The sequence below is a fragment of the Gilliamella sp. LMG 34360 genome (assembly GCF_984568995.1).
On sequence record NZ_OZ474900.1, the window covers coordinates 655,379 to 668,740 of the forward strand.

Here is a 13,362-nt window from a genome sequence, read left to right on the forward strand (position 1 = left end):
GGAGTCAATTGTGAAAGACTTACTAAAGTTTCTAAAAGCACAAACTAAAACTGAAGATTTTGACGCTATCAAGATAGGTCTTGCCTCTCCTGATATGATCCGTTCATGGTCTTTTGGTGAAGTCAAAAAACCTGAAACAATTAATTATCGTACGTTCAAGCCTGAACGTGATGGATTGTTTTGTGCGCGTATTTTTGGACCTGTGAAAGATTATGAATGTTTATGTGGAAAATATAAACGTTTAAAACACCGTGGTGTGATCTGTGAAAAATGTGGTGTAGAAGTCACTCAAGCTAAAGTGCGTCGTGAACGTATGGGGCACATTGAGCTTGCTTCTCCAACTGCTCATATCTGGTTTTTAAAATCATTACCATCTCGTATTGGTTTATTGCTTGATATGCCACTGCGCGATATTGAACGTGTGCTTTATTTTGAATCATTCATGGTTCTTGATGGAGGCATGACGAACTTAGAACGTGGTCAGATTTTAACTGAAGAACAATATTTAGATGCGTTAGAAGAATTTGGTGATGAATTCGATGCACGTATGGGTGCAGAAGCTATCCAAGAATTGTTACGTAATATTGATGTGCAAGCTGAATGCGAAGCACTACGTGACGAACTAGCAACAACAAATTCTGAAACTAAACGTAAAAAATTAACTAAACGTATTAAGATTATTGAAGCATTTATCCAATCAGAAAATAAACCTGAATGGATGATTTTAAATGTATTACCAGTATTGCCACCTGATTTACGCCCACTAGTACCACTTGATGGCGGACGTTTTGCAACATCAGATTTAAATGATCTTTATCGTCGTGTAATTAACCGTAATAACCGTTTAAAACGTTTATTAGATTTAGCTGCGCCAGATATTATCGTACGAAACGAAAAACGTATGCTACAAGAATCGGTTGATGCATTATTAGATAATGGTCGTCGTGGTCGTGCAATTACAGGTTCAAACAAACGTCCTTTAAAATCACTTGCTGATATGATTAAAGGTAAGCAAGGTCGTTTCCGTCAAAACCTATTAGGTAAACGTGTTGACTATTCAGGCCGTTCAGTAATTACTGTAGGTCCATACTTACGTTTACATCAATGTGGTTTACCGAAAAAAATGGCACTTGAATTATTTAAACCATTTATTTACGGAAAACTAGAACGCCGTGGTTATGCCACTACCATTAAAGCAGCCAAGAAAATGGTTGAGCGTGAAGATGCAATTGTTTGGGATATCTTAGATGAAGTTATTCGTGAACACCCAGTATTACTAAACCGTGCACCTACATTGCATAGATTAGGTATTCAAGCATTTGAACCTATCTTAATTGAAGGTAAAGCGATTCAGTTACATCCATTAGTTTGTGCGGCATTCAATGCTGACTTCGATGGTGACCAAATGGCTGTTCATGTTCCTTTAACACTAGAAGCACAGTTAGAAGCTCGTGCGTTGATGATGTCAACCAACAACATCCTTTCACCGGCAAGTGGTGAACCTATCATCGTTCCTTCTCAGGACGTGGTATTAGGTCTTTATTACATGACTCGTGATAAAGTGAATGCTAAGGGCGAAGGCATGATATTAACTGGTCCTAAAGAGGCAGAAAAACTGTATCGCTTAGGGCTGGTAGAATTACATGCAAAAGTGAAAGTACGTATCACTGAAAGTCAGCGTAATAGTGTTGGAGAGTGGGAAGATAGTACATCAGTTGTAGATACAACTGTTGGTCGTGCTATTTTGTGGTTAATTATGCCTAAAGGTATGAGCTTCTCAGTAATTAATCAACCACTCGGTAAAAAAGCGATTTCACGAATTTTAAATATTTGTTATCGCCAATTAGGTATGAAAGAAACTGTTATTTTAGCTGACCAAGTGATGTATACCGGTTTTGCTTATGCAGCTCGTTCTGGTGTTTCAGTTGGTATTGATGATATGGAAATTCCTGCGAAGAAATTACAAATCATCAACGAAGCTGAAATTGAAGTTGCTGAAATTCAAGAACAGTTCCAATCAGGTTTAGTTACTGCTGGTGAACGTTATAACAAAGTTATCGATATCTGGGCCGCAGCTAATGAGCGTGTTGCTAAAGCAATGATGGATAACTTATCAACTGAAAAAGTCATCAACCGTGATGGTGAAGAAGAGGTTCAATCTTCTTTCAATAGTATCTATATGATGGCTGACTCTGGTGCTCGTGGTTCCGCAGCACAGATTCGTCAGTTAGCGGGTATGCGTGGTTTGATGGCAAAACCAGATGGTTCAATTATTGAAACACCAATTACTGCAAACTTCCGTGAAGGATTAAACGTACTTCAGTACTTTATTTCTACCCATGGTGCGCGTAAAGGTCTTGCTGATACTGCCTTGAAAACTGCGAACTCAGGTTACTTAACTCGTCGTTTAGTTGACGTAGCTCAAGACCTAGTTGTTATTGAAGATGATTGTGGCACGTTAGAAGGTGTAGTAATGACACCAGTAATTGAGGGTGGTGATGTTAAAGAGCCACTACGTGAACGTGTACTAGGTCGTGTAACAGCTGAAGATGTATTAAAACCAGGTAGCGCGGATATTTTAATTCCTCGTAATACACTACTTGATGAAAGCTACTGTGATTTGTTAGAAGCTGAATCTGTTGATAGCGTGAAAGTACGTTCTGTGGTTTCATGTGATACTGATTTCGGTGTGTGTGCAAAATGTTATGGTCGTGACCTAGCTCGTGGTCACTTAGTTAACAAGGGTGAAGCAATTGGTGTTATCGCGGCTCAGTCAATCGGTGAACCGGGTACACAGTTAACCATGCGTACATTCCACATCGGTGGTGCTGCATCGCGAGCAGCAGCAGAATCAAGCGTTCAAGTTAAAAATAAGGGTAGCATTAAATTAACAAATGCGAAGTTTGTAACTAACCCAGATAAGAAATTAGTAATTACTTCACGTAATGCTGAATTAACAATTATCGATGAATTAGGTCGAATGAAAGAAACCTACAAAGTTCCTTACGGTTCGATTCTAGCTAAAGGTAATGGTTCAGCGGTTGAAGCTGGTGAAACGATTGCTAACTGGGATCCGCATACTATGCCAGTTATCTCTGAAGCAAAAGGTTTTGTACGTTTTGTTGATATGGTTGATGGTCAAACCATTACTCGTCAAACTGATGAGTTAACCGGTTTATCATCTATCGCGATATTAGATGTAGCTGAGCGTACTGGTGTAGGTAAAGATTTGCGTCCAGCAATCAAAATTGTGGATGCTAAAGGCGATGATATTTATGTCGCTGGTACAGAAATGCTTGCGCAATACTTCTTACCAGGTAAAGCTTTAGTTCAATTAGAAGATGGTGCTGAAATCAATATTGGTGACACACTTGCTCGTATTCCACAGGCATCTGTTGGTACCAAAGATATTACAGGTGGTTTACCACGAGTTGCTGACTTGTTTGAAGCTCGTAAACCGAAAGAACCAGCTATACTTGCTGAAATTGATGGTATTATCTCATTCGGTAAAGAAACTAAAGGTAAACGTCGCTTAATTATCACACCATTAGATGGTAGTGAACCATACGAAGAGATGATCCCTAAATGGCGTCAGCTTAACGTATTTGAAGGGGAACAAGTTGGTCGCGGTGATGTGATTTCGGATGGTCCTGAATCGGCGCACGATATTTTACGTCTACGTGGTGTAAATGCGGTAACACGTTACATTGTTAACGAAGTTCAAGAAGTTTATCGTTTACAAGGTGTAAAAATCAACGATAAACACATTGAAGTCATCGTTCGTCAAATGTTACGTAAAGCAACGGTTATTCATCCAGGTAGTTCTCGTCTACTTGATGGAGAACAACTTGAGGTTTCACGCTTGAAGATTATTAACCGTGAACTTGAAGCGCAAGGTAAAGAACCTATTGTTTACTTACATGATCTGCTTGGTATTACTAAAGCATCACTAACTACTGAATCGTTTATATCTGCAGCGTCGTTCCAAGAAACAACACGCGTATTAACCGAAGCAGCAGTTGCTGGTAAAAATGACGAATTACGTGGTTTAAAAGAAAACGTAATTGTTGGTCGATTAATTCCAGCAGGTACAGGTTATGCTTACCATAAAGAGCGTATGCGTAAACGAGCAATGCCATCGACGGATGATATTCAAACAACAATTTCTGCAGAAGAAGCAACAGCTAACTTAGCTGAATTACTTAACTCAGCAGAAGAACAACAACAATAGCCTGTAAAAAGGCTAGAATATAAATAGCACGCATATGCGTGCTATTTTTTTGTCAACTACTTGAAATACAAAAGGAGATTTGGATGTATATAGTAATGAATCGTTTTAAGATTAAATGTGGGAGTGAAGATACATTTATTGAAATATGGCGTAACCGAGATAGTCATTTAAAAGACATGAACGGATTTAATCGTTTTTATTTATTACGTGGAAAAAGTGAGGAAGAATACACGCTATTCTCATCGTATACTGAGTGGGAATCTAAAGCAGATTTTGACGCTTGGGTTAATTCCGAATATTTTCAACATACCCATCGTAACACTAACAATCGATCAAATAATAAAGATATTTATTTTGAACCAGCACAATTAGAGTGTTTTGAAACAATTCTATAATCAAAATAATTATAAAAGATAAAATAAGTTAACCAATTTATCTGAATTTTTGTTAATAAATTTTGTAAGTAATAATAAATGATATTGCGATGTATATTTTATAAGTAATTAGGATTATACTTCGCAAATTTGATAAAAAAAGATATAATATTTATAAACTATGTTAAGTAATGTAGATTTAGTTAGTAAATAACATTATCCGATTTACTTAAATAGTTAACGCAAAATTACTTTTTCTTGAAGTCTTTTCTTTACAATTTTTCGCTATCCTTATTATTTTTCCATACTAGGCTGTATTTGTTTGTTGTTTTAAAAGCAAGTTTTAATACTAAGTAAAACGGCGGGATATATAGTTTTCAAATAGGTTATTTTATTTACTGTTCATAATTTGTTGAGTTATCGATTAATTCAATTATTTATAGGGACTTACAATGAAATCAAAATCTTTATTAATTATTATTGTATTACTTATTATTGGGGCTTTTATCTTTTTTAAAGACTATAACAATATTCAAAACCAAGATGAAGCTGTAGCCGCTTCATGGTCTGAAGTTGTTAATCAATATAAACGTCGAGCTGATTTGGTTCCTAATTTAGTCAATACCGTAAAAGGTTATGCTTCTCATGAAAAAGACGTATTAACTCAAGTCACCGATGCTAGAGCTAAAGTCGGTTCAATTCAAATTAATGCAGATCAACTTAGTGATCCTGCTTTATTTTCTAAATTCCAACAAGCACAATCTGAATTAAGTTCTGCATTAAGCCGATTAATAGCAGTGAGTGAAAACTATCCTGATCTTAAAGCTAATACCCTTTATCAAGATTTAATGAGCCAACTTGAAGGTACGGAAAATCGTATTACTGTGGCGAGGGGAAGATACATTCAAACCGTCCAGAGTTTTAATAGTTATATTCGCAAATTACCGACTAAATGGGTTGCTGACATAATAGGGCAACAACCAAAACAACAATTTACTGTTGAAAATGAACAACAGATATCTAATGCTCCATCTGTCAATTTTGGGCAATAAGCATAATGAAAAAATATTATCTGATCTTTTGTTTACTGTTTTTTAGTATTGTAAGCTATGCATTAACTGAAATTCCAACATTTGATCATCGTGTTATTGATACATCACATACTTTAGAATCTTCGCAAATAGATGATTTAGAATCAAACTTGATTGATTTTGAAAAGACGAGAACTGATGGTGCACAGATCGCTGTATTGATGATTAATAAACTCGATAATGAAACGATTGAGCAGTATGCCGATCGGGTGTTTATTCAGTGGAAAATAGGTAAAAAAGAGCAAGATAATGGCATTTTATTATTAATTGTTAAAGATGATAAATTGATGCGAATTGAAGTTGGTTATGGGTTTGAAGGAACTATTACTGACTTAATTGCCAGCCATATTATTCGTGAACAATTAGCTCCACAATTTAAGAAAAATAACTATTATCAAGGTATACATGATGCGCTTTCAGTTTTAATTAGTAAATTGAATGATCCTCAACAAGTACCAGAAACTAATAATGATACTGATCTCAAAACGGTACTTGCTAGTGAATTTGGTGCTAATTTATTTAACTATGGGTTAGCATCCTTTTTTATATGTTTTGCTGCTGCAAGCTTATTTTCGATTAGTTCCACTAAACGTAGAGCCACCAGAAGTTTAGGCACTGGTTTGTTAAATGGGATATCCGTTGGCAGTTTTACTTTGTTCAATGGTTATTCATTACATATTGTCTTGCCATTAATATTTTTAGCATTTGTGGCTAGTACAATTTTAAGTGGAATTTTAACTATGAGTAGTAGCAGTGGTCGAGGTCGAGGAGGTGGTTTCGGTGGTGGTAAAGGTGGTGGTTTTGGTGGAGGTTCATTCGGCGGTTTTGGTGGCGGAGGTGGCGGACGCAGTGGCGGTGGTGGAGCATCCGGAGGTTGGTAATAATAAATGGGATGTTTTATTTGCCTTATTTTTTAATTAATTCTTATTATTCGTTTTTAACAGTAATCAAGTTTTTCCTTCCTATATTCTATTTTTTGGATAAATAATAGTTAACGTAAATTTGATATTTAATATAAAATCAAATTTAGCGATTATATTTTTGTTATGAACTAAATTATATAATCAGAATAAATATTAAGGTAATAATCAATAACTAAAACAAATTATCTTGTTTACGCCCATTGACGAAATCATGATTTAAAGGTAATATGCGCGCCTTACGGCATTGTGTAGTTTTTAACTATACTGAATAAAATTTTAAGGTAGATAAACATATCTTATGCTAAATAAATTGCCATTAACAATTGACCCGATTAAAGCAGCGCAAAAACGGCTTGATTATGTTGGATATTATCCTATTCAAGCTATAACTAGGGTTGATTGTCCAAAAAGTGATATTACATGTAGCTTATCTTTTGATTATGATGAGCAAAAACTTTGTGTTATCACAATTGATGCAAAAATGACGTTAGAGTTGATTTGTCAACGTTGTTTTAAACCTTTTATCACTGAAGTTCATGTGATGAATAAATTCAGTCCTGTTAAGAGCGATGCTCAAGCAGAGACTCTACCGGAACATTATGAGCCTGTTCTGATGAACGAGTTCGGCGAAGTAGAGATATTAGCGTTACTTGAGGACGAAATTATTCTTTCGTTGCCAATTGCGCCGGTACATGATAGTAAACACTGCGAAGTGTCTGAGGCAGATATGGTATTTGGTGAAATTCCTGCTGAGAATGAAAAACCAAATCCATTTGCAATTTTAGTTAGTTTAAAGAATAAGGGGTAAATCCATGGCTGTTCAACAGAATCGTAAAACTCGTGCAAAACGTGGTATGCGTCGTTCTCATGATGCATTAACTGTTTCTAATATCTCAGTTGATGAATCAGGTAAAACTCATTTGCGTCATCACGTAACCGCTGATGGTTATTATCGTGGTCGTAAAGTGATTTCTAAATAATAACTATTTAATTAGAAATCTTCAGGTGACATTTTGGATAATCTAACCATTGCGTTAGATGCTATGAGCGGGGACTTCGGTCCTCGTATTGTTGTACCTGCAGCAATACAAGCACTAAATTGTTATCCTAACCTTTCTTTATTTCTGGTCGGCGATCCAACAGAAATCAATTTCTTTTTGTCTAAAGAAAATTCCCAACTTGTCACTCAATATCAATCAAAGAGTAGATTAAATTTGATTGAATCAAGTTCAGTAATTGCTAATGACATAAAACCTTCTTATGCAATTCGTCATAGCCAAGGCTCATCAATGCGAATAGCACTTGAATTTGTTAAAGATAACAAGGCTCAAGCATGTGTGAGTGCAGGTAATACAGGGGCATTAATGGGACTATCAAAGCTGTTATTACACTCATTAACAGGGATTGATCGTCCTGCTTTAGTGGCTACAATTCCCGCTTTAAATAATCAAAATACCGTAGTATTAGATCTCGGTGCTAATGCTCAGTGTGATAGTGATATGTTGGTACAATTTGCAATAATGGGCGAAATCCTAGCAAAAACTGTGCTTAAGATAGAACATCCTCGAGTTGCATTACTTAATATTGGTGAAGAAGATATTAAAGGTTTGGATAAAATCCGAGCAGCAGCAGAGGTCTTAAAATCTAATGATCAAATTAATTATATTGGTTATTTGGAAGGTAATGAACTTTTAACTGGTAAAACAGATGTATTAGTATGTGATGGTTTTGTCGGTAATGTGACACTGAAAACTGTTGAAGGATTAATTAAAATTTTTATGTCTTCATTTAAATTATCTTTAGGTCGCCATTCATTTTTCATAAAATTATTAAGCAAATGGCTACAAAGGATGATTACAAAAAATTTTGGTTATTTAGATCCTGGGCGTTATAATGGAGCTTGTTTGCTTGGACTCCGAAGTATTGTGATTAAAAGTCACGGTAGTGCCAATCAAAAATCATTTTTTGCAGCAATTGAACAAGCTATTTTGGCAATACAAACAAATATACCAGAGAAGATTGCAATGAGCCTTTCTTCCGCATTACCCAAGAGCGAATAATTAGATGTATACAAAGATTTTAGGAACAGGGAGTTATCTTCCAAAACAGATAAGAACTAATACTGATCTTGAAAAAATGGTCGATACTAGCGATGAATGGATTACAACGCGAACAGGTATCAAGGAAAGACGCATTGCTGAACCAAACGAAACTGTTACAAGTATGGCTTATGAGGCAGCTATAAATGCAATAGATATGGCAAATATCAACAAAAATGATATTGGCATGATTATTGTTGCAACAGCAACTTCAGCCAATGCTTTTCCTAGTTCTGCAACAGAATTACAAGCTAAACTAGATATTGATGATGTCGTTGCGTTTGATGTGTCGGCTGCCTGCTCAGGATTTGTTTATGCGCTTGATATCGCAGATAAATACATTAAAAGTGGTGCTGTTAAATATGCATTAGTCGTTGGTTCAGATATGTTAACACGAGGTGTTGATCCAAATGACCGTGGTACTATTATAATTTTTGGTGATGGTGCAGGTGCGGTTGTTGTTGGGGCATCAGATGAACCTGGTATTATTGCTTCACATCTTCATGCTGATGGGCGTTATGGTGACTTGTTGAAGTATCCATATGTTGATCGTCGTAATATGAATGATCCTGTTTATATGACTATGCATGGTAACGAAGTGTTTAAAGTTGCTGTTAAAGAACTTTCGAATTTAGTTGATGAGCTTTTAATGGAAAACTCATTTAATAAAGCAGATCTAGATTGGCTGGTGCCACATCAAGCTAATTTAAGAATTATTTCAGCAACAGCTAAACGTTTAGATATGGATATGAGTAAAGTTATTGTCACATTAGATAAACAGGGTAATACTTCCGCTGCTTCTGTTCCTTGTGCTTTAGATACAGGTGTGCGAGATGGGCGAATTCAACGAGGTCAACTAATTCTGTTAGAAGCTTTTGGTGGTGGCTTTGTTTGGGGTTCTGCACTAATTAGATTTTAATTTATGCTCTATTTTTAATGATCAAGGATTTAATAATGACCAAATTTGCAATGGTATTTCCAGGACAAGGTTCACAAACTGTCGGCATGTTAAAAGATCTTGCTGATAATTATCCAATTGTGAAATCAACTTTTGCGGAAGCCTCTGAAGTACTCGGTTATGATTTATGGGCCTTAATACAAACTGGCCCGGCAGAAGAATTAAATAAAACATGGCAAACGCAACCAGCATTACTTGCCTCATCTGTAGCTATATATAGAGTATGGCAAAGCGAAAATGGTTCTGAACCCGATTTTATGGCAGGACACAGTTTAGGTGAGTATTCAGCTTTAGTTTGTGCGGGTGTGATTGATTTTAAAGATGCGATTAAACTTGTTGAGTTGCGGGGAAAATTAATGCAAGAAGCCGTACCAAATGGTACAGGTGCTATGTATGCAATTATTGGATTAGATAATGACTCAATTCGTCTTGCATGCGAACAAGCGGCGCACGGACAAGTTGTTGCACCGGTGAATTTTAATTCTCCTGGTCAAGTTGTTATTGCAGGTAATAAAGAAGCGGTTGAGCGAGCAGGTGCTTTATGTAAAGAGGCGGGAGCTAAACGAGCATTACCTCTTGCAGTGAGCGTACCTTCACACTGTGCTTTAATGAAGCCTGCGGCGGATAAATTAGCATCAACCCTAAATAGCATCACGTTTAACGCACCAAAATTTGCCGTAATTAACAACGTTAATGTCAAAGTTGAATCTGCAGCTGACAATATTAAAGGAGCTTTAATTGCTCAGCTTTATAGCCCAGTACGCTGGACTGAAACAGTTGAAGAAATGGCTAATCAAGGTGTAACATTGTTAGTGGAAATGGGGCCTGGTAAAGTATTAACAGGTCTAACTAAACGTATTGTCGACACGCTGTCTGGTTGTGCTGTCAATGATAAAGCTTCATTAGATGCCGCATTGGAAATTACTAAATAAAAGATAAAAAGAGGTAAATATGAACCTATCAGGAAAAATTGCTTTAGTCACTGGCGCTAGTCGTGGCATTGGTAAAGCAATTGCAGAAAAACTTGTTGCCTGTGGCGCAACAGTCATTGGAACAGCGACAACAGAAAATGGTGCTGAGGCTATTAGCCAATACTTAGGCCAAAATGGTAAAGGATTAGCCTTAAATGTTACTGATGAAGCATCAATTGAATCGGTAATTAGTACAATCAAAGCTGAATTTGGTGATATTGATATTTTGGTTAATAATGCTGGCATTACTCGTGATAATTTGTTAATGCGAATGAAAAATGATGAATGGCAGGATATTTTAGATACAAATTTAACTTCTGTTTTCCGTTTATCTAAAGTATTAATGCGTACAATGATGAAAAAGCGTTATGGCAGAATTATAACTATTGGTTCAGTAGTTGGTACTATGGGTAATGCAGGGCAGGCTAATTATGCCGCAGCTAAAGCTGGACTAATTGGCTTTAGTAAATCACTTGCCCGTGAGGTAGCTTCAAGAGGTATTACCGTTAATGTTGTTGCGCCCGGCTTTATTGCAACAGATATGACAGCAGCTTTAACAGATGAACAAAAAGCATTAACATTGGCACAAGTTCCAGCAGGGCGTTTAGGTGAACCAACTGAAATTGCAAATGCAGTAGCATTTTTAGCATCAGATGAAGCATCTTATATTACTGGTGAAACTTTACATGTCAATGGTGGCATGTATATGGTGTAATTGATTAGAATAGTGTAAAATAAGCCAATATTTTAACATTAAGCTTAAAAAATAAGCAATTGGGTTGAAAAATGATTTGCATCTTTTTCAACATTTTATAAACTTACATTCACCGCCACTTTGGCGATTTTTATAGGAAAAAAAAGAGTATGAGTACTATTGAAGAGCGAGTTAAGAAAATTATTGTTGAGCAACTTGGTGTGAAAGAGGAAGAAGTTAAAAATGAATCTTCTTTCGTTGAAGATCTTGGTGCTGACTCACTTGATACAGTTGAGCTAGTTATGGCTTTGGAAGAAGAATTTGATACTGAAATTCCTGATGAAGAAGCTGAAAAAATTACAACTGTACAATCAGCAATTGATTATATTACTGCAAATCAGTAAGGTTGCAGAGTTTTTTAATAGGCGGTCAAGTGATCGCCTAGTTCGTATACTTATCTTTAATTTTATAATTTGAGAATATTGAACGAAAACTTAAAATAAATTTTCAATGATTCAAATTTCATTTCAATCCTTTTCTGGAGGACAATGTGTCTAAACGCAGAGTTGTTGTCACAGGAATGGGCATGATATCTCCAGTCGGTAATACAGTTGAATCCACTTGGCAAGCACTTCTAGCTGGTCAAAGTGGTGTTGAACTCATAGAACACTTTGATACTGCCCCTTTCGCAACGCACTTCGCCGCTATGGTTAAGAACTTTGATGGCGAAAATTATAATATTTCACGTAAAGATGCGCGTAAAATGGATTATTTTATCCAATATGGTATTGCCGCAGGTATACAAGCAATGCAAGATGCTGGTATTGAAATAACGGAAGAAAATGCAGAACGTATTGGTTGTGCTATTGGTTCTGGTATTGGTGGACTTGGATTAATTGAAGAAAATCACAGTGCATTAGTTAATGGTGGACCAAGGAAAATTAGCCCGTTTTTTGTGCCATCTACAATTGTTAATATGATTGCAGGACATCTATCCATTATTTATGGATTAAAAGGACCAAGTATTGCTATTGCTACAGCTTGTTCTTCAGGTGTTCATAATATAGGGAATGCTGCGCGCATGATTGCTTATGGTGATGCTGATGCAATGCTAGCTGGTGGTGCAGAAAAAGGAAGTACTCCACTTGGTATTGGCGGGTTTGGCGCAGCTCGTGCATTATCTACAAATAATGATAATCCTAAAGGTGCAAGTCGACCATGGGACAAAGATCGAGATGGTTTTGTGCTTGGTGATGGTGCGGGTATTATGTTCTTAGAAGAATATGAACATGCAAAAAAACGTGGCGCTAAAATTTACGCTGAATTAGTTGGATTTGGTATGAGTAGTGATGCATATCATATGACCTCACCACCACCAGATGGCAGTGGTGCGGCGTTAGCTATGAAATGCGCACTTCGTGATGCAGGAATAACTCCTGAACAAGTGGGATATATTAATGCTCATGGTACATCTACACCAGCTGGTGATATAGCTGAAACGCAAGCGGTTAAAAGTATTTTTAAAGAAAATGCTAATAAAGTAATGGTTAGCTCAACTAAGTCAATGATTGGTCATTTACTTGGTGCAGCAGGTGCTGTTGAGTCAATTTTTACTGTGCAGGCATTACATGATCAATCTATTCCACCAACTATTAATCTGGATAACCCAGCTGACGGTTGTGATCTTGATTATGTACCTCATACCGCTCGTCAAGTTAAGAATTTAGAATATGCACTTTGTAACTCCTTTGGTTTCGGTGGAACCAATGGTTCAGTGTTATTTAAAAAAATGTAATTCTATTTTGCTTTCCCATCACTATAAAAAGTGATGGGAGTGAGAAATTCCTTTCTATATTACTGCTTAATAATGGTTAAAATTATCTAGATAAAAAGGTCAATGTGTCTAATTTTAAAATATTTTCTGGCTTTAGATTTGAAAGTATAGGCTATCTGAGGCTCATGCAATCCATAATGGTTTTACTGCATTAGAATCAACGCGTGATTATTGGCATGGTGAAAAA

General features: G+C 36.4%; 12 protein-coding genes. All 12 read left to right on the top strand.

Features of this window, described 5'->3' with window-relative positions:
- The first annotated feature begins 10 nt into the window (after positions 1-10).
- The 12 genes from rpoC to fabF all read left to right on the top strand — a co-directional run bounded on the left by rpoC (position 11) and on the right by fabF (position 13,136).
- Positions 11-4,231: a DNA-directed RNA polymerase subunit beta' gene (gene rpoC / locus AC5LW9_RS03005; RefSeq protein WP_086326415.1), complete on the top strand. Its 4,221-nt coding sequence runs from the start codon at positions 11-13 to the stop codon at positions 4,229-4,231.
- 83 nt (positions 4,232-4,314) lie between these two features.
- Positions 4,315-4,626, top strand: a complete 312-nt coding sequence (locus tag AC5LW9_RS03010; protein ID WP_086308311.1) for an antibiotic biosynthesis monooxygenase family protein — start codon at positions 4,315-4,317, stop codon at positions 4,624-4,626.
- Between the two features lie 431 nt (positions 4,627-5,057).
- On the top strand, positions 5,058-5,657 hold the full coding sequence (locus AC5LW9_RS03015; protein WP_198236798.1) for a LemA family protein: 600 nt from the start codon (positions 5,058-5,060) through the stop codon (positions 5,655-5,657).
- Between the two features lie 5 nt (positions 5,658-5,662).
- Positions 5,663-6,577, top strand: a complete 915-nt coding sequence (locus AC5LW9_RS03020) for a TPM domain-containing protein (RefSeq protein ID WP_493456312.1) — start codon at positions 5,663-5,665, stop codon at positions 6,575-6,577.
- Positions 6,578-6,917: 340 nt separating this feature from the next.
- Positions 6,918-7,427 carry a 23S rRNA accumulation protein YceD gene (gene yceD / locus AC5LW9_RS03025; protein WP_198228851.1) on the top strand — a complete coding sequence of 170 codons (510 nt, stop codon included), beginning with the start codon at positions 6,918-6,920 and terminating at the stop codon, positions 7,425-7,427.
- Positions 7,428-7,431: 4 nt separating this feature from the next.
- Positions 7,432-7,599 (top strand): 50S ribosomal protein L32, encoded by a 168-nt coding sequence (rpmF, locus tag AC5LW9_RS03030; protein WP_198228852.1) that lies wholly within the window; start codon positions 7,432-7,434, stop codon positions 7,597-7,599.
- Between the two features lie 33 nt (positions 7,600-7,632).
- Positions 7,633-8,679, top strand: a complete 1,047-nt coding sequence (gene plsX, locus AC5LW9_RS03035; RefSeq protein ID WP_493456313.1) for a phosphate acyltransferase PlsX — start codon at positions 7,633-7,635, stop codon at positions 8,677-8,679.
- 4 nt (positions 8,680-8,683) lie between these two features.
- Positions 8,684-9,637 carry a beta-ketoacyl-ACP synthase III gene (locus AC5LW9_RS03040; protein WP_198228854.1) on the top strand — a complete coding sequence of 318 codons (954 nt, stop codon included), beginning with the start codon at positions 8,684-8,686 and terminating at the stop codon, positions 9,635-9,637.
- A gap of 35 nt (positions 9,638-9,672) precedes the next feature.
- A complete protein-coding gene (gene fabD / locus AC5LW9_RS03045) occupies positions 9,673-10,608 on the top strand; it encodes an ACP S-malonyltransferase (RefSeq protein WP_198236800.1) in 936 nt (311 codons plus the stop codon).
- A 19-nt stretch (positions 10,609-10,627) separates the two neighbouring features.
- The gene (gene fabG / locus AC5LW9_RS03050; RefSeq protein ID WP_198228856.1) at positions 10,628-11,362 is read left to right on the top strand and encodes a 3-oxoacyl-ACP reductase FabG; all 735 of its coding nucleotides are present in this window, start codon (positions 10,628-10,630) and stop codon (positions 11,360-11,362) included.
- 149 nt (positions 11,363-11,511) lie between these two features.
- Positions 11,512-11,745, top strand: coding sequence for an acyl carrier protein (acpP, locus tag AC5LW9_RS03055; protein WP_034948180.1), 234 nt, complete (start codon positions 11,512-11,514; stop codon positions 11,743-11,745).
- 146 nt (positions 11,746-11,891) lie between these two features.
- A complete protein-coding gene (gene fabF, locus AC5LW9_RS03060; RefSeq protein ID WP_198228857.1) occupies positions 11,892-13,136 on the top strand; it encodes a beta-ketoacyl-ACP synthase II in 1,245 nt (414 codons plus the stop codon).
- Positions 13,137-13,362 lie beyond the last annotated feature (226 nt).